Origin of the sequence: Microcoleus sp. S36b_A4, assembly GCF_036700645.1 — a bacterium.
Taxonomy (GTDB): domain Bacteria; phylum Cyanobacteriota; class Cyanobacteriia; order Cyanobacteriales; family Microcoleaceae; genus Microcoleus.
This window is the reverse complement of record NZ_JAUBPI010000077.1, coordinates 1-18,560: the sequence shown is the minus strand read 5'-3', so window position 1 is coordinate 18,560 and position 18,560 is coordinate 1. Positions and strand designations below refer to the sequence as shown.

At 45.9% G+C, this 18,560-nt stretch carries 16 protein-coding genes; 8 read left to right on the top strand and 8 right to left on the bottom strand.

What is annotated here, in order from left to right:
- The first annotated feature begins 192 nt into the window (after positions 1-192).
- Entirely contained in the window at positions 193-2,325 is a 2,133-nt protein-coding gene (locus QUA03_RS21320) for an ATP-binding protein (protein ID WP_333214727.1), read from the top strand.
- Positions 2,326-2,772: 447 nt separating this feature from the next.
- On the opposite strand, the gene QUA03_RS21315 is transcribed toward QUA03_RS21320, so the two are convergent.
- Positions 2,773-3,984, bottom strand: coding sequence for an acetate kinase (locus QUA03_RS21315; protein ID WP_333214725.1), 1,212 nt, complete (start codon positions 3,982-3,984; stop codon positions 2,773-2,775).
- Between the two features lie 228 nt (positions 3,985-4,212).
- On the opposite strand from QUA03_RS21315, the gene psaK reads away from it, so the two are divergent.
- The gene (gene psaK / locus QUA03_RS21310) at positions 4,213-4,473 is read left to right on the top strand and encodes a photosystem I reaction center subunit PsaK (protein ID WP_333214723.1); all 261 of its coding nucleotides are present in this window, start codon (positions 4,213-4,215) and stop codon (positions 4,471-4,473) included.
- Positions 4,474-4,518: 45 nt separating this feature from the next.
- Here psaK and QUA03_RS21305 read toward each other — a convergent pair whose 3' ends face one another.
- Positions 4,519-5,157: a histidine phosphatase family protein gene (locus tag QUA03_RS21305; protein ID WP_333214721.1), complete on the bottom strand. Its 639-nt coding sequence runs from the start codon at positions 5,155-5,157 to the stop codon at positions 4,519-4,521.
- 146 nt (positions 5,158-5,303) lie between these two features.
- Positions 5,304-7,778, bottom strand: coding sequence for a phosphoketolase family protein (locus QUA03_RS21300; protein WP_333214719.1), 2,475 nt, complete (start codon positions 7,776-7,778; stop codon positions 5,304-5,306).
- Between the two features lie 958 nt (positions 7,779-8,736).
- On the opposite strand from QUA03_RS21300, the gene QUA03_RS21295 reads away from it, so the two are divergent.
- The 3 genes from QUA03_RS21295 (at position 8,737) to QUA03_RS21285 (ending at position 9,709) form a co-directional block, all read left to right on the top strand.
- A complete protein-coding gene (locus QUA03_RS21295) occupies positions 8,737-8,892 on the top strand; it encodes a hypothetical protein (RefSeq protein WP_333214717.1) in 156 nt (51 codons plus the stop codon).
- A gap of 132 nt (positions 8,893-9,024) precedes the next feature.
- Entirely contained in the window at positions 9,025-9,351 is a 327-nt protein-coding gene (locus QUA03_RS21290) for a DUF433 domain-containing protein (RefSeq protein ID WP_333144268.1), read from the top strand.
- A 4-nt stretch (positions 9,352-9,355) separates the two neighbouring features.
- Positions 9,356-9,709, top strand: coding sequence for a DUF5615 family PIN-like protein (locus QUA03_RS21285; protein ID WP_333025693.1), 354 nt, complete (start codon positions 9,356-9,358; stop codon positions 9,707-9,709).
- A gap of 102 nt (positions 9,710-9,811) precedes the next feature.
- Here QUA03_RS21285 and QUA03_RS21280 read toward each other — a convergent pair whose 3' ends face one another.
- Positions 9,812-10,060: a hypothetical protein gene (locus QUA03_RS21280; RefSeq protein WP_333214715.1), complete on the bottom strand. Its 249-nt coding sequence runs from the start codon at positions 10,058-10,060 to the stop codon at positions 9,812-9,814.
- Between the two features lie 635 nt (positions 10,061-10,695).
- Here QUA03_RS21280 and QUA03_RS21275 point away from each other — a divergent pair.
- Positions 10,696-11,070, top strand: coding sequence for a DUF433 domain-containing protein (locus QUA03_RS21275; protein WP_333214713.1), 375 nt, complete (start codon positions 10,696-10,698; stop codon positions 11,068-11,070).
- Positions 11,071-11,306: 236 nt separating this feature from the next.
- Here QUA03_RS21275 and QUA03_RS21265 read toward each other — a convergent pair whose 3' ends face one another.
- The 4 genes from QUA03_RS21265 to topA form a co-directional block, all read right to left on the bottom strand.
- Complete coding sequence (locus QUA03_RS21265; RefSeq protein ID WP_333214709.1) at positions 11,307-12,491, bottom strand: restriction endonuclease; 1,185 nt, start codon at positions 12,489-12,491, stop codon at positions 11,307-11,309.
- Between the two features lie 29 nt (positions 12,492-12,520).
- Positions 12,521-12,973, bottom strand: coding sequence for an HNH endonuclease signature motif containing protein (locus QUA03_RS21260; RefSeq protein ID WP_333214707.1), 453 nt, complete (start codon positions 12,971-12,973; stop codon positions 12,521-12,523).
- The gene (locus tag QUA03_RS21255) at positions 12,964-13,209 is read right to left on the bottom strand and encodes a hypothetical protein (protein WP_333214705.1); all 246 of its coding nucleotides are present in this window, start codon (positions 13,207-13,209) and stop codon (positions 12,964-12,966) included. The genes QUA03_RS21260 and QUA03_RS21255 overlap by 10 nt, the downstream gene beginning before the upstream one ends.
- Positions 13,210-13,400: 191 nt before the next feature.
- Entirely contained in the window at positions 13,401-16,226 is a 2,826-nt protein-coding gene (topA, locus tag QUA03_RS21250; RefSeq protein WP_333214703.1) for a type I DNA topoisomerase, read from the bottom strand.
- 388 nt (positions 16,227-16,614) lie between these two features.
- On the opposite strand from topA, the gene QUA03_RS21245 reads away from it, so the two are divergent.
- Both QUA03_RS21245 and QUA03_RS21240 read left to right on the top strand, forming a co-directional pair.
- Positions 16,615-17,388 carry a VOC family protein gene (locus QUA03_RS21245; protein ID WP_333214701.1) on the top strand — a complete coding sequence of 258 codons (774 nt, stop codon included), beginning with the start codon at positions 16,615-16,617 and terminating at the stop codon, positions 17,386-17,388.
- Positions 17,389-17,561: 173 nt separating this feature from the next.
- The coding region (locus QUA03_RS21240; RefSeq protein WP_333214699.1) for a protein kinase domain-containing protein at positions 17,562-18,560 on the top strand (999 nt) is incomplete at its 3' end.

Sequence of the window (18,560 nt, the reverse complement as noted above, 5' to 3'; positions counted from 1 at the left end):
TTCATCACGACGAGGTGGCAATGCTCCGGTAAAGCATAAAAAGTGTCAGATTTTTAATTAAAAAAGTAGACATTCTGTGTATTTTCATGATCGAACTGTAGATAGTAGATCATAGTAAAATAAAAGTAAATTCCGATCATGAAGATACGTAACTTCGGCAAAACTCAGGCGATCCCATTGCAGCTCATACTAATGGTGCCATTTGTTTTGCAAATTTTTGGAGCGGTCGGTCTGGTTGGATATTTGTCGTTCAAAAATGGACAAAAAGCCGTAAACGACCTGGCGGATCGGTTGATGGATCGAACCAGCATTTCGGTGAATCAACATCTGGAGGCTTATTTATCTATTCCGCATCAAGTGATTCAGGTTAACGCCGATGCGATTCGGATGGGGTTGCTAGATGTGCGCGATCGCCAAACCCTCGGTAAGTATTTCTGGCACCAAATGCAGGCTTATGACCTGAATTACATCGGCATTGGACTGATCACGGGTGAGGGAGTAGGGGCCGCACGCTACGACCCCAAAGCCGTCGTGATTGATGATTGGACTCCCAAACCGCCGAATAATGTGATCAACTATGCCACAGACAACAAAGGCGATCGCACTCACGTCGTGACTATTTATGATTGGGACAACTTGCAAGAACCCTGGTACACCGAACCCATGAAAGCAGGTAAACCCATCTGGTCGCGGATCGTCACCGTAAATTATCCCAATCATCCCTACATCGCTGCCTCTGCCGGTCGCCCCATTTATGACGCAAATAATCGCTTGCTAGGAATGGTTGGAGTCGATATCCATCTGTTGAAACTGAGCGATTTCTTACGGAATATAGATATCAGTAGCTCAGGGCAGGTTTTCATCATGGAACGAAATGGGCTGTTGATCGCAAACTCTGCGAAAGAACAACCATTTATCACCGTCAAAGACGAGATTCGGCGTTTGAAGGCGATCGACAGTCCCAATCCCATAGTGCAGGGAATTGCCAAACAAATCCAGCAACGCTTCAAAGGGTTTCAATCCATTTCTAAAGACACGGATCTCCGACTTGATTTTCAGGGAGAACTCTACTATGTGCAACTCACTCCCTGGCGCGACCAATATGGATTGGATTGGTTAGTGGTGGTGAGTGTGCCAGAAAGCGAATTCATGGCACAGATTGATGCCAACACCCGCACCACAATCTTGCTCTGCTTAGCAGCATTGGGGGTAGCTTGTGGGATGGGCGTTCTCACCTCCGGCTGGATTGCGCGTCCGATTCTGCGACTGAATCGGGCGAGTGAGGCAATAACATCTGGCAACTTCGACCAAGCTGTAGAAGACAGCCGTATTCAAGAACTCAACGCCCTTGCCAACTCCTTTAACCAGATGGCAAGACAACTGCGCGAATCGTTTACCGCCTTAGAAAAAAGTAATGCAGAATTAGAAGATCGGGTGGAATACCGCACCGGTGAACTCAAAAACGCCCTAAGTGAGTTGCAACGCAGCCAATCACAGATAATTCAGAGCGAAAAAATGTCTAGTTTGGGGCAAATGGTTGGTGGAGTCGCCCACGAAATTAACAACCCGGTCAACTTCATTCACGGCAACCTCGTCCATACACAGCAATACACCCAAGATTTGTTAAAGTTCGTGCAGCTTTATCAACAGCACTATCCTAACCCTGCTGACGAAATTCAAATCGCAGCCGAAGAAATCGACCTGGAGTTCTTGCAAGAAGACCTGCCTAAAATGCTGTCTTCGATGAAAATGGGTACCGATCGCATCCGCCAAATTGTCCTGTCGTTGCGGAACTTTTCACGGATGGACGAAGCAGATTTTAAAGCAGTGGATATCCATGAGGGTATTAACAGCACCTTACTGATTTTGCAACACCGCCTCAAACATAGACCGGAACGACCGTCTATTGAGGTGATTCAAAACTACGGTTCTCTACCCCTGGTGGAATGCTACGCCGGACAACTCAATCAGGTGTTTATGAATATTCTCACCAATGCGATCGATGCTCTCCTCGTAGCAAGAGATTACCCGCAAAACTCTCATCAACAGCCTACGATTACAATTTCTACAGAGGTGACAGACAGGAATTCTGTCATAATTAGAATTGCCGACAGCGGGCCGGGGATGAGCACTGAGGTGCTGCACAAGATATTCGATCCCTTTTTTACAACTAAACCCGTGGGTTCGGGAACGGGTTTGGGATTGTCTATTTCTCACTCGATTGTTGTCAGTTCTCATGGCGGAACATTGACTTGCGTTTCTGCACCCGGAGAGGGGAGCGAGTTTATTATTGAAATTCCGATCGCCCTACGGCAAGTTTTGTAACCGTTTCTGGATCATTACCAACCCTGGCAGTATTCCAATCATGTCATATCAAATCTGTTAGCCTCGGAATTATTCATATCTCTATTCTCGACCTCTGCGTGAATCAGCGTCAATCCTTTGTCATCTGCGGTTAATAAATTATCTTTTTTTTACCGCAGATTAGGGCAGAGAAACACAGATTAACGCAGATGAATTAGATCTATTACTGTGGCGCCGAGCGTGATTTTTGACCGAAAGCATCCAGGATACAAGCCCCCGGATTCATTCCGAAAGCAGACTCAGGACGGATAAATAAAAAACCTGTATCCGATAAACAAGCGCCCGAATTGATCTGTGGGGCCAATGCTTCAATTCTTTAATCTAAAATCTAAAATCTAAAATCTAAAATCGATTGACACTTCTGCGAAGCTGATTGGGCATCGCTGTTGCAGGAATTCATAAAATAAATTAGTGATAAAGTTTCCAGCATTCTCGCGCAATTTCCCAATCTTCCTGTGTGTGAATTACCAAAATTCTCACTGCTGAATCCAGTGCCGCAATATCTTGATCGATTGGTGACAGTTGATTTTTATCCCCATCCAATTTTAACCCGATAAATCCAAAAGCTTCGCAAGCTGCCGATCTCACAACAGCAGCATTTTCCCCGACTCCCGCCGTAAAAATTAAAGCATCCAACCCTCCCAAACTCGCCAGCATGGCACCAATTCCGGCACGCAAACGGTGGATGTAAATATCCAAAGCAAGTTGAGCTCTCTGATTACCTTGGACGATCGCATCTCCAATCTGCCGCAGATCGCTAGACACCCCTGAAATCCCTTTTAAACCTGAATTTCGATTGAGAATACCATCAAGTTTCTCAGCAGTAAAATCGGATTGTTTTAACAGATGAATGAGGATGCCTGGATCGATCGAACCCGATCGACTTCCCATCATCAAACCTTCCAAAGGCGTAAATCCCATCGTCGTGTCAACACTCCAGCCACCGCGAATGGCTGCCAGAGAACATCCGTTGCCCAAATGACAGCTAATCAACCGCAAATCTGCCAAATTTTTACCCAGAATGTCGGCGGCCCGACGCGCGCAATATTGATGGCTAATCCCGTGAAAACCGTAACGGCGAATCCCATTTTCCAGCCATTCATAGGGGCCTGGATAAACAAAGGCTGCGGGCGGCAATTGTGCGTGAAAAGCTGTATCAAATACTGCTACTTGCGGCACATTTGGGAGGATTTTTTCAATCGCTTCGATGCCTTCGAGGTTAACCGGATTGTGAACCGGGGCGAAAACAGATAAACGGGCGATCGCCTTTTTAACATCCGGCGAAATTAACGTACTTTGCTGATAATCTTGTCCGCCATGTACGACGCGGTGGCCGACCATATCAATTTCTTTTAAATCATTAATTGTTTGATTTCTTCCCCTCCAAAGACTCTGCAGCATTCGAGAAATAGCATCTTTGCGAGAGTCTGAGGCAAACTCCTCTTCAAGCCGATCGCCTTTTGCTGTTTTGACTTTCAACTCTGCTATACCCTGCTGGTGAGTCCAGTCTATTTGAGCCTCCCAGAGGGGTTGCAAAGGTCGATCGGGGAGGACATCATTTAACTCGTAAAGACAGCTCTTTTGACTGCTAGACCCTGCATTTAACACCAGTATTTTCATGCTTTATTATTTCCTGTTGATTCGTTCTTTCGATCGCTAGGCGATTGCAATCGTGTGTTGTCAAACTTTCGTCCGCCTGCACAGGCTAAGAAATCTTGAGATCCTGGGAAAAATATTAAGAAAAATGTCGAAAAATTAACTCTTAATGCAATGTGTAGCTAACAGTTGCATTTTTTTGATATATCTTCTATGCACATTTTCGTTTACTAAAGTTTAAGGAGCCGATCGATGTTTACACCAATTTTACTTGCCGTTGCCCCCAGAACCGTAGAGTGGAGCCCTACAATCGGTTTGATTATGATTCTTTGCAATATTTTAGCTATTGCGATCGGCAAATCAACCATCCAGAAGCCTACCACAGGCCCAGCAATGCCCTCATCCAGTATGTTCGGCGGTTTGAGTTTGGGTGCAGTTTTGGGAACTACTGCCTTTGGTCATATTTTGGGAGCAGGTACTATTTTAGGATTGTCTTACATAGGCGCGATTTAGTTTCAGACGCTCCGGGTAGGCAATGCGCGCACCCTACCCGCAATTTCAAGTACCGGGCAAATTGCGGAGAGTTTCATCCATGTACGATCGATCGCCCAAAACCTCCAACAACGGGCCGCGAACATCAAACTTGACAATACTGACAGAAGCTGCTAAAGCGGCAATTCGATAGCGATAACGTCCCAAATCAATCCCCAAGAGACTGCACAGAATAATTCTAATAGTCGCCTTGTGCGAGACAACCAAAACATTACCGCTCTTGTACTTTTCTTGAATTTCTGCGATAACTAAGGACGATCGGCTAGCAATTTCCACGGAAGTCTCGCCGCCATTCGGTGCATTCCAAGCAGGTTCAGTCAGCCAATTAATATAATCTTCTTCGTATTCTTTTTTGACCTTTTCTACTGTTTTGCCCTCCCACTCACCGTAATTAATTTCCCTCAGTCCGTCGCGAAGCTGCATTTCAATCCCCACAGCATCGCACAAAGGTTTTGCAGTAGCAATTGTGCGTTTCATCGGACTGACATAAACAGCCTCCCAGGGCAATTTTGCGTAAGTAGCGGCAAACTGTTCTGCCATTTTAGAACCTGCGGGCGTTAATTCTGGATCTATAGCGCCGCAGAAGCCACCTGTTTGGCTGTAAGTCGTTTCACCGTGTCGTACAAAGTAGATTTTTAAGCTCATATTTACCACTTTTATTTGATTGTTGAAAGAGACTTTTATTGAACGAACCGCAGAGGAAGATCGTCTGTAGGGACACGGCAATGCCGTGTCCTAATCCCCGATCCTGTGCCGGACACGGCATTACCGTGTCCCTAGCCAGAATATCGCTAGCCCGGTGCACCCGATCGCACGGTTTGATCTCCAGTCGTTGTCGGATCTTTCGTTTCCTTCGGCGCTTCCGGCGAAACTGGGCCCGCGTGCGGCCACTGCCAATCGCGGATTTCCGGCATATCATCGCCGTGTTCGTTGATATACTGCCTGTGTTCGATCAGCTTGTCACGGATAGCTTGTTTGCCGTAAGCTGCGACAGAACTCAGTTTCGGAACGCGATCGAGTACATCTCCAACTAAATGGAATCGATCGAGGTCATTAATCACCACCATATCAAACGGCGTCGTAGTCGTTCCCTCTTCCTTGTAACCCCGAACGTGAATATTCGGGTGATTTGTCCGGCGATAAGTCAAGCGGTGAATCAGCCAAGGATAGCCGTGAAAAGCAAAAATCACCGGCTTATCTTTCGTGAACAAAGTATCAAAATCCTTGTCAGACAAACCGTGGGGATGTTCGCTAGCAGGTTGCAGCGTCATCAAATCCACCACATTAACCACCCGCACTTTTAAATCGGGATAATCTCGGCGGAGAATGTCAACAGCAGCCAAAGTTTCCAGCGTCGGAACATCACCCGCACAAGCCATCACCACATCTGGTTCGCCGCCTTTATCGTTACTAGCCCACTCCCAAATGCCGATGCCGACGGTACAGTGTTTAATCGCAGAATCCATATCCAAATACTGCAATGCCGGCTGCTTCCCTGCAATAATCACGTTGACATAGTTGCGACTGCGGAGACAGTGATCCGTTACGGACAGCAAAGTATTCGCATCTGGTGGCAAATAAATCCGCACCACTTCCGCTTTCTTGTTAATTACGTGGTCGATAAAACCCGGATCTTGGTGAGAAAAACCGTTGTGGTCTTGTCGCCAAACGTGAGAAGTTAGTAAGTAATTCAGAGATGCGATCGGCCGGCGCCAAGGAATGTGACGAGTAGTTTTCAACCACTTGGCGTGTTGGTTGAACATCGAATCGATGATGTGAATAAACGCCTCGTAACAAGAGAAAAAGCCGTGGCGTCCCGTCAGCAAATAGCCTTCCAGCCATCCCTGACATAGATGTTCGCTGAGGACTTCCATCACCCGGCCGTCTGGGGAGATGTGGTCGTCTTCGGGCAAAATTTCTCCCGCCCACATCCGGTTCGTCAGTTCAAACACCGGATCGAGGCGGTTTGAGGCCGTCTCGTCGGGCCCGACAATGCGGAAATTGGCGTTTTCCTGATTTAGTTTCATCACGTCTCGCAGGAAGCGGCCAGAAACGCGAGTTGCTTCTGCCATTACAGTGCCCGGTTTTTGCACGTCAACGGCGTAGTCTTCAAATTTCGGCATTTTCAAGTCTCGCAGCAGCAGGCCGCCGTTAGCGTGGGGATTTGCCCCCATGCGTCGAGATCCCTTGGGTGCGAGTTCTGCTAATTCGGGAATTAACTTGCCCTTTTCGTCGAAGAGTTCTTCCGGCTTATAGCTTTTCATCCAATCTTCCAGGAGTTGGACGTGTCCCGGCTTAGAAGCCATTTCCGAAAGTGGGACTTGGTGCGATCGCCAATAATCCTCAGTTTTCTTACCGTCAACCTCCTTCGGCCCCGTCCAGCCTTTGGGAGTTTTCATCACAATCATCGGCCACTGGGGACGGCCGGAATAGCCCTCTGTCCGGGCTTTTTCCTGAATCGCCTTAATTTCGCCGATCGCGGTATCGAGAGTTGCAGCCATCAACTGGTGCATGGTTTCCGGGTCTGAACCTTCCACCCAATAAGGTTTGTAGCCATAACCGACCATCAAACTTTCCAATTCCTCCTGCGGAATGCGGGCCAACAGAGTTGGATTGGCAATTTTGTAGCCATTCAAGTGCAAAATCGGCAACACAGCCCCGTCGCGAACCGGGTTGAGAAACTTGTTAGAGTGCCAGCTAGCAGCCAAGGGGCCGCTTTCGGCTTCCCCGTCACCGACAACGGCCGCCACAATCAAATCGGGATTGTCGAAGACTGCGCCGTAAGCGTGGACGAGGGCGTAGCCGAGTTCGCCGCCTTCGTGAATCGAACCGGGGGTTTCCGGGGCGACGTGGCTGGGGATACCGCCGGGAAAGGAGAACTGTTTGAATAGCCGTTTGATACCCTCTTCATCTTCGGAAATATTCGAGTAATATTCGCTGTAAGTGCCTTCGAGATAGGTGTTGGCGACCAAGCCCGGCCCGCCGTGTCCAGGGCCTGCGATGTAGATGGTGTTGAGGTCTTGGGCTTTGATGATGCGGTTAAGGTGAACGTAGATGAAGTTTAAACCTGGAGTAGTGCCCCAATGTCCGAGGAGTCTCGGTTTGACGTGTTCGATTTTGAGGGGCTCTTTGAGTAGGGGGTTGTCGAGGAGATAGATTTGTCCGACGGATAGGTAGTTTGCCGCCCGCCAGTAGGCGTTCATTTTGTGTAGTTCTGAGTCGGAAAGCGGCTTTAATTGCGGGATCTCGGTTGTTCCTAGCATCATCAGCTATTGACTCCTAAGTTGTGGTTGTTTTGTAAAGTGCGATCGTGAAGTGCGATCGATATTAATTTGTTATCCGTGACATTTTGTATTTAAACTCCATGTCTTCCACGAAAACTATTGAATTATAGCTCGTTTATGTTTCCATCAAAGTTTAAATTAATGTTAATTTATAGCTAAACATCGCACAATTTCGAGGATAGAAAGGGGGATTTTTTTGGGGATCAAGGAATTCAGCAATATAAAATAGGATTTACACAAGATTTTTTGTATAGTGTGCACTTTGCACCTGATGCGTATGTGCTACGGGTCGCCGGAGGTGCTGTGCAAGTCCCGAAAAATATGCTTCTCAAGGTACAAATCATCATGATTTATACCTGAAGTTGATTTTACTTTGTGCCTGCTGATGGCTGATACCAGTTATTCACAAAAATGCAACTGTAGGCAAAATCCAAAGTTTTATGTCCTCTGTCATTCCCAATCTCAAATCTCAAATCTCAAATGGTATGACTCCTTTTTTGTTAAAGTTTTTTTATATTGTTTAAGCTCAGGGTAAAAGGGTGAGCAATTTTTATAATTTAGAGATTTATCAAGAAGTTAAAAAGATATATAGCCTTTTTCAGTAACATGAGGTGCTGTCGCGGGCATAGGCCTCCGTGGCCTCCGTGGCCTCCGTGGGCATCAGTTGCGAGCGGTGTGTACCTCATTTTATTGAAAAAGGCTATAGCAAGGCTATTTCATTTGTAAACGGGCTTTTTTTTATGAATCGCAGAGGCGCAGAGCGCGTAGAGGAAGAGATCCGAGAGAAAGGAATTGCGTATAACAACCAATAGATATTATCTAATTATTAACCCAAAATTTAGCTAAGCTGAGGCGCATCTAAATTTGACAATCAAATTCGAGCAAATTCTTGTGGAGATTAGGGGCCCTAGCGTTCCGCCCGCCCAAAAATACAATTTAGATGCGTAAAAGCTTAACACCTGGCAATGAATTAGCCAAACTCCCGGTGCCTGTGGCGGTGATGCTTGTAGGAGAAATACTCGCATTCTTGTTTGGGTACTGGAAAGTTTTCGTCGTTTGTATGAACAAGTCTCGACTCCTGGCGATCGCACTATAATAGCAAATACATACATATAGCCTTTCTCATTAACATGAGGTGCTCATAGGGCATAGGGCATGGGCATAGGAAGGAGCCCGCATACCTCACCACGCTTGAGAACCGCTATATTTCATAAGTACCAAAATTTCTATGACTATCAAAGAATTAGAAGCGCAACTTCTGGCTTTAACGCCAACCGAGAAAGCTCAAATCATCCAATTATTAACCCAGAACTTAGCCAACACCTGGCAAGGAATTAGCAAGACTCCCGGTGTCTGCGGCGGTGATGCTTGTATCAGAAACACTCGCATTCCTGTTTGGGTACTGGAAAGTTTTCGTCGCTTGGGTATGAACGAGTCTCGACTCTTAGATAACTATCCCACACTAACCGCTACTGATTTAGCAAATGCCTGGACTTATGCGGCAGCTTTTCCCGATGAAATTGAAATAGCTATCCGCGAAAATGACGAGGATTGAAATGATGGCGCGTCTTTATGGTGACGAACAATTTCCCCGAGAGGTTGTAGAATTGCTGCGCCAGATGGGGCACAATATTCTGACAGTGCAAGAAGCCGGAAAAGATAACCAAAAAATTCCTGACGAAGAAGTGTTAGCTTTTGCAGTCAATGAAAATCGAGCTGTTTTAACTCTCAATCGCCGTCATTTTATTAGACTGCACAGCTCACAGCCTGACCATGCTGGTATTATTGTCTGTAAGGCAGATGATGACTTAGCAAGAATGGCGACTAACATTAATGAAGCTATTTCCTCACTTGCAACATTAACAGGTCAATTGATTCGCGTCTATCGTTCTGGGTCGCCATCTATATCTTAAGCGATCGCCACAAAGTAAACTCAAGCAATCTCAATCCGAAAATCCCTGCATCGGTTTGATTGCTGGCTAGAGGCCATCGCCGATATTTGCCGCTGAAAAAACTTAGGAGGCGACTAAAACAGGGCACTCTGAAATCCGGCAAACATTGGACACAGTTGGCTGGTGGGAAACGACTCGCAGTTCGTGAGAATACCGGGGACGCGGGTCATTTTCTAACCAGATGGGCGGTACCATCATCACTTCATAGTAAGCGATCGTATCGAAAACACCTGGCTGGGACTTCAACTCTACTGTTAAGCCCGCTCGGTACTCAAATGCTTCTTCCCAGTCTAGATTTTCATTGATACCCATAGCGATCGCGCCTCTTAATCTTGTTTCTTTTGTCCATTGTAGAGCGCTACATAAAAGATTGGGTACTTTCTGTTGCTTACGATACAATTTTTAACCTTATATGTTCGATCCCTGACAATTTAACAGAGAAGAGCAATTGTCAATAAGTAAATAGGATGATTTTGCTGACGGGTGACAAGTAAGCAGAAAAGCTAGGCTTGACAAGAGTTGGAGTTGAGATTTCTCAAAAAAAATAGGGGCGATGGAACCGCGCAGACGTTTATGAGACAAAGGAAGAGAACCGAAGAGAATTTTAAGGACGGAAGTACAAACCTATTTTTGCAAACTTGGTTAATATTTTATAAGTCAGCCTTAATTTGGAACTGGTATAAACACATGATTATCTAGCCCCAAAACACTACATATAGCCTTTCGAGCTCTCATATGAGGTACTCATGGGCATAGGCCTCCGTGGCCTCCGTGGGCATACCTCACTTTTTTGAGAACCGCTATATTTTGTGCTTTGTAAAGCAAGCTATAATCAAAAAAATTATCAAAATTTTCACGCTCCCTCGATTGCAATCTAGAGTCAACTGATTCGGGCGAGCGCACTATAATAGCAAATAGCTACATAATTCATAAATCCTAAAATTTCCATGACAATCAAAGAATTAGAAACACAACTTTTGGCATTAACGCCAACCGAGAAAGCTGAGGCAATCAGCATCTTAACCCAAAGCCTGAAAAACAGCGGCCGCCCGATTACAAAAACTCCCGGCGTGATGGGCGGCGATGCTTGTATTGACAATACTCGCATTCCCGTTTGGTTGCTCGCAAGCTATCACAATGACGGCGCTACCGATGCTTTTATCCTAGACTGCTATCCCCATCTCAGTGCTGCTGATTTGGTAAATGTTTGGGCTTATGCTGAAGCTTATCCTGACGAAATTGAGGAAGCAATTAGACTGCAAGATGAGGCTGACGAAATATTAGATACACCAATGCTTGCAAAAACTGACACTAAAAATTAGCACTGAAAATAGCAACAGCAAGCTTCTTCAGATGGCATAATATAAATATTCGTTTCATAGCCTTCCACCTATGACCGCCAAAATCACCCTGAATTTGCCAGATAAAGTCTATCACCAAGCAGAATTACTAGCACAGCAACGCCACCGCAGCGTCAGTGAGATTCTAGTAGAAAATCTGGAAATCTTCCTATTACCAACCGCTAAACCAGTGTCAGCATTGTCTGATTCAGAAGTAATTAATCAGCCCAATCGTAATACTGAGGTATACCATCCCAAAGAGAATAAAACTCTAGATTTCCCCAAAGATAAAGTTCACCATCATTTTTGTACTTCTTTTTTGCTCTGAACACCTTTTCTGCATTTAAATAGGAAAGAGCAGCAATCCCTGTATCTGGGATTTCGTATCCTCGAAGAGGATCACCAACTATACTGACCTTAGTCGTTGGGAGTTCCATGAGTAAAGCAGCTCCTTTTGAATCTCGAAGAACTATCGCAAAACAGTTCCGAATCATCCCACAGTAATTAGTAGCATGAAAAATCTTACCTTCCAGCGTATCTGTTAAACCATTTAAATTGAGTAAATATTTCAAGTGGTCAGGTTTTACTAGACTAGATTTATCACGAATAATACGCTCGGCGGCGTAAAAAGACCAGCGACTTACCTCGTCTGAAGTTGCTAATTTTATCCGTGTCTTTTGTCTAGCGGCGAAGCGTTGAGCACAAGGCAAGTATCGTGAAGTTGTTACAAAGAGTCCTTGATTTGCTCGTTCGTCTTCAACAACAGCACTTAAAGCTTGTACTGCTTGAAGATCGATTGGATTGGATGTGGCGTATCTCTTAGCTTGCACTAGAGTCACAACTTCACCAATCACATCGTTAGAATACAGGCGAATATCTACACCACCGTCAGATCGACCGGAACCAAGTTGAGTGTGATACCCGTTATTACGAAATATCCCATCAAGTAAAACCTCAAACTTTCTGGGATCGAGGTGGTATAAATCATCAGGAGATTTATGAAACCGTTCATAAACCTCTTCATACAGATCCGAAAAATCTGGCTGTACTAAATCGCAAATCCATTGCCATTCAAAGTAGTTACGATATGCTTCTTCTAACTCTTCATCATCAATAACCCAAAATGTAAATACTCCACCTCCATAATTAGTGACGTAGAACCCGGTATTCTGAGTGAGTTCGTCAAATTCATCGTATAGTTCATTACCATAGTCATATAGAATTTCGCCAAGTTGCCCAGAAGCACAGAGAACTAAAACGCATGGATTTTCTGGTGGTTCATCATCAAAATGTTCATTCCATGACTTAAATGTGCAATCGTGCCATAATTCTTTTTGTTGCGCCCACGAACGGATAACTGATTTGAGATCTTCAATATTTTTCTCAAGGCGAACGTCTTGCATATGATTAAAATCAACTGTTCTTATCAATATTATGAATTTTGGCTAGGATCGCCAGAGGGAGGATGCCACCCTGCCCTAATCCATAAACGACGAGCTCTGATAATCGCTCCTTCATTATGATATAGATCGTTAAGGTCTAATCGATCGCAGGTTCCCCTACCTGTTGGAGTAATACCCATTATTTCTAAACCATCGGCAGACGAGTTAAAATGCTCAGACCATTGCTGTTGACGGGGGTTAAACAAAGTTACTTCTTGTTCAGTTTCTGGGTCAGTACCCGTGACAAAATTATAGCGATTATTATTACAGCGATGACAAGCTAAAGCTAAGTTTTCAAGCTCATCGCTACCACCAATCGAGCGAGGTAAAATATGATCTATCGTAAATAGAGTAGAGCTACTTTCTTCCGCTGAATGGCAATATTCACAAAGAAAATTAGCTCTACTTCTTACTAAATTTCTAGTAGCGCGGTTTACGGACATGAGGCTGCTATAACTTTAGCGTTAATTAAGGTAAAAATCCGATCTAGTTCTAGTAAGCTTGCTAATTCTACAACCTCTTCTGAAGTTAAAAGATTAGCCTTTTTTCTGTCGGCTAGTTCTTCTAATCTAGTTTGCAGGTTTTCCGTAAATTTGAATAAGTAAAGATTTCTGACTTTCTCAATCGAAATCTCACGATCGATCCAGTAGGAAGGTTGTACCATAAGTTCAGCTATCATGGCGATTCAATTACTCCAATTACTACATGGATAGTTTTGATTATATCATGAGAACGAAAGGATTACTTTAGAAAGAGCAGACCTACTTACGCACGGCGCGATCGAAGAAACCGGGTTTTTTACCGAATCTGTCTGCTAAAACAAATTATTGCAAAAAACCCGGTTTCTGACCGTACAGTGCGTAAATCCTGCTAACTTGACTTAGTTGTTTTCTTGGCTGTTGTCGCAGTCGCCGTCTTTTTAGCAGTGGTTTTCTTCGCCGCAGTCTCCGTCTTTTTAGCAGTGGTTTTCTTTGCCGCAGTCTTCTTCGTTGCAGTCTCCGACTTCGCCGCCGCAGTCTTAGTAGACTTCTTCGACTTGCTGCTAGATTTACTGCCTCCCGCTGCTTCCTTGGTTGCTAACAATTCCAGTGCTCTTTGCAAGGTGAAATTCTCCACAGATTCATCCTTCGACAAAGAAGCATTGATATCGCCGTGTTTCACGTAGGGGCCGTAGCGGCCATCGTAAACATTGATCAATTCTCCCGACTCTGGATGCGCGCCTAATTCCTTTAAAGGTGTGGCTGATTTGCTGCGACCGCGGGCAGCTTTCGGCTGCGATAATAACTCTAAAGCCCGATCGAGCTCGATCGTCAAAACATCATCCGGCGGTTTGATCGATCGATAATCTTTCCCCACCTTACCCTGGTCATGCACCACATAAGGCCCGTACATCCCCAAATTAGCTTGCACCTTCGCCCCCGTCTCCGGGTGAGTGCCCAACAAGCGAGGTAAAGTCAACAAACTCACCGCCATATCCAGCGTCACGCTATCCTTATCCGTCCCCTTCGGTAAAGAAGCCCGCTTCGGTTTCTTGTTCGTTTCCGAAACTTCCCCTAACTGAACGTATGGCCCATAACTGCCAATCAGCACATAAATTGGTTCCCCGGTTTCCGGGTGGAGTCCCAATTTTTCCGGGCCTTCGGTTTTTTGCTTTAACAGAAACTCCACTTGTTCCGGATCTAAATCTGCCGGCGTCAAATCTTGGGGAATCGATGCTTTTACCAGGCCTTCTTCGCTTTCAGATTCCAGGTATGCGCCAAATTTGCCGATGCAGACTTTAGCAGAAATATTCTCCAATACCACAGTTCGGGCAACTTTCGCGTCAATCTGACTTTCCTGTTCTTTAACTTGGGTTGCGAGTCCCGTTTCCCCTGTATAAAACTTTTGCAAATACGGCAGCCATTTCGCCTCGCCCGTGGCAATTTCATCGAGGGTTTGTTCCATTCGGGAAGTAAAACCGGTGTCTACTAAATCGGGAAAATGTGTTTCCAATAAAGTCGTGACGGCGAAAGCGGTGAATGTCGGAATTAGGGCGTTAGCTATTAATTTCGCATATCCCCGATCGACAATTGTACCGATAATACTCGCGTAGGTACTCGGACGGCCCACACCTTCGCTTTCCAGCATTTTCACCAGAGAAGCTTCCGTGTAGCGGGCGGGAGGTTGAGTTTCGTGCCCGATCGCCCCTAAATCCTTACAATTAGGTTTATCCCCCACCTTCAGCGCCGGCAAAATCACCTCCTGGTCTTCCAACGCCGCATTCGGATCGTCGGAACCTTCCACGTAGGCGCGCAAAAAGCCTGGAAAATCAATGCGTTTGCCGCTGGAACGGAAACCGGCATCTTCTACCTGAGTTAATACAGTGACGTGAGTTTGGCGGGAATCGGCCATTTGAGAAGCGACAGTCCGCTTCCAAATCAAATCATAGAGGCGGAAATCAATCCCATCCAATCCCGTTTGCTGCGGAGTCCGAAAAGTGCTGCCGGCAGGACGGATAGCTTCGTGGGCTTCCTGGGCGCCTTTGCTTTTCGTGGTGTATTTGCGCGGTTGGGGGCTGAGGTATTCGCTGCCGTAAAGTTCTTGCACGCAACTGCGCGCCGCTGTGATCGCCTGTTCGGACAAATGCACCGAATCCGTCCGCATATAGGTGATAAAACCGCGTTCGTAGAGACTTTGGGCAATTCGCATTGTTTCCCGCGCACCCAGCCTCAGTTTGCGGTTAGCTTCCTGCTGCAAAGTCGAGGTCGTAAACGGCGGCGAGGGTTTCCGGGTGACTGGCCGTTCTTCAATATTCCCGACAGTCCAAGGTTTGTTTTGGATGCGTGAGAGTAAAGCCCGCGCCTGTTCTTCGTTGAGCAAAAGTACACGCCGGCCTGCGATAATTTGCCCGGTATTTTCATCAAAATCGCTGCCATTTGCAACTTTTATATTGCCGACAGTCACGAGTTTGGCATCAAAGGCACCCCCCTGTCCCCCCTTACCAAGGGGGGGATTGTCCGAAGCCCCCCCCTTACCAAGGGGGGGATTGTCCGAAGCCCCCCCCTTACCAAGGGGGGGGTTGGGGGGGGTCAAAGTTGCTTTTAAATCCCAGTAACTACCTTGGCGGAAAGCGCGGCGTTCCCGTTCCCGGCGCACCAACAGGCGTACAGCGACTGACTGCACTCTACCAGCGGACAAACCCCAAGCGATTTTTTTCCACAGTAGCGGAGAGAGTGTGTAACCGACGAGTCTGTCGAGAATCCGGCGAGTTTCTTGGGCTTGTACAACTCGATTGTCGATATCGCGGCAGTGAGTCAAAGCGTCGCGGATTGCTTCGCGGGTGATTTCGTGAAACACCATCCGCTTGATGGGAACTTTGGGTTTGAGGATTTGCAGCAAATGCCAGGAAATACTTTCGCCTTCCCGGTCTTCGTCAGTGGCTAGAATCAGTTCTGTGGCGTCTTTGAGGGCGTCTTTGAGTTCTTTAACAATTTTCTTTTTATCTTTCGGGATGACGTAGAGGGGTTCAAAGTCTGCTTCCACGTTTACGCCCAGTTGCGCCCATTTTTCTCCTTTAACGGCTTCTGGTATTTCTTCGGCGGAGGATGGTAGGTCGCGGACATGACCCATCGATGCCTCTACACGGTAGGTGGAGGGCAGGAAGTTGCGGATGGTGCGGGCTTTGGTCGGAGATTCGACGATGACTAAGGTTGACATGGCATCTTTTAAATATGGATGGCAGCGCAGCTAGAGGGTCTAAGTTAGAGAGTTTAGGTCAGATGTCAAGGCTTCTTTCAACTTTGGGCGATTATTTTCAAACTACCTTAATTTTTAAGTTACTGCCGATCGGGTGGCAGGTGACAATGTGATGGGATTTTACTGCTTTGGGGGCAGAGGCTGCGAATCGCGTCTCTACAAGATGCACGGGATGATGACCTGACTTTAGCAGAATTGTCGCTAACTGGATGTTGAGACTGCGGGATGCGGGCGGATGGTTCCTCAATCTGGTTGTAACTTGAAGGTTGGGGCGATCGATTGCGCGATTTTAGATTTTAGATTTTAGATTGTAGATTGGGAAAAATTTACTGAATAGAGGTTTTGGACTTTGGTACAGTACGCTGTGCAGCATCAGCGTGGCGATCGGAAGGAAAGCCATCACAGAAGGTTAAAATTATTTGAGCGATCGATCGAGTCTATCAACAATGCTATGACATTTGAATTCGACCATCTTTTCATCCTTACTGATATTGGTGCTTCGGAAGCTAATCGTTTATCATCCTTCGGTTTAGTTGAGGGTGCATCTCGCATTCATCGCGGACAAGGTACAGCCAATCGCTGTTTCTTTTTCCATAACGCCATGTTGGAATTGTTATGGATTCACGATCCAGAAGAGGCGAAGTCTGAGCCAATTCATCGGACTCGTCTTTGGGAGCGATCAACAAATCGGAATAATGGTGCCTGTCCATTTGGCATCTGTTTGCGTCCAGCCAAAGGTGCTGAGGACACAGTTGCATTTTCAAGTTGGGCCTATCGTCCACCTTATTTATCTGAAACGATGAGTATCGCAGTAGGAACAAATAGTGATGTTTTGACTGAGCCCATGCTTTTCCAAATTTCCTTTGGTAAACGTCCCGATCAATACTCTGCTGATAAGTCACAGCCTTTGGATCATGGTGTGGGTTTCCGGGAAATTACTCGCGTAGAATTAGTCAGTCCTGCTGCCAATAATCCGTCACCTGAACTTCAAGCAGTGCTTGAGACAAATCAGCTAAACTTACGGATAGGAACCGAGTATTTTGTCGAGCTTGGTTTTGATGGAGAAGTGCAGGGACAACAGGTAGATTTTCGACCGGGATTGCCGCTTATTATCAGTTGGTAACCTCATCAAGCCGTAAAACAATTAATAATATGGCTCCAGTATCGAACGATCTGCGATCCTTCGTACAGAACGCGGACTGACAAGTGCAGGAACATTAGAGGCCATTGAGAATTTACCAAGTTTGCTGAGTAAACTAGAGATATAGTAACCCCGAATTTATTGAGGACTGGAAAATGGAGACAATTACTGACCTGCCGGGGTATCGCATAACAGAACAACTCTATGCAGGCGATCGCACTTTAGTTTATCGAGGTGTTCGGGAGAGCGATCGTACTCCAGTCGTCATCAAACTGCTGAGAAACGAATACCCGAGCTTCAGCGAACTGCTGCAATTCCGCAACCAATATACCATCGCCAAAAATCTACGTCTGCCTGGAGTGGTTGAACCCCTCGATTTAGCACCTTACAAAAACGCCTATGCTTTGATAATGGAGGACTTTGGAGGAGTTTCCCTGTCTACGTATCTCCCGGCAGCAACTGATAAAAACCAACCCGATAAATCTTTATCTTTAGAAAACTTTCTCATCCTAGCCAGGGAACTAGCAAATATTCTCCACTCTCTATACCAAAACCGAGTTATTCATAAAGATATCAAACCCGCCAATATTCTGATTAACCCACATAGCAAACAAATTAAACTCATTGACTTCAGTATTTCTTCCCTGCTGCCGAGAGAAACCCAAGAAATCCAGAATCCCAACACCATCGAAGGAACCTTAGCTTATCTCTCCCCAGAAAAGACAGGAAGAATGAATCGAGGCATTGACTATCGGAGTGACTTTTATTCCCTGGGTGTGACCTTCTATGAATTGTTGACCACACAGTTACCCTTCGACTCAGACGACCCAATGGAGTTAGTGCATTGTCATCTCGCCAAACAGCCGATTCCGGTACATCAAATCAAGCCAGAAGTTCCCCTAATTTTATCCCAAATTGTTAGTAAACTGATGGCAAAGAATGCGGAAAATCGCTATCAGAGTGCATTAGGACTGAAACACGATTTAGAGATTTGTCTGGCTCAATTACAAAACACGGGTAACATTGAGACGTTTGCATTGGGAACGCGGGATATTACAGACAATTTCCTCATCCCCGAAAAACTCTACGGCAGAGAAACAGAAGTTGAAACCTTATTAGCAGCCTTTGAGCGAGTCAGCAGAGGCAGCACCGAA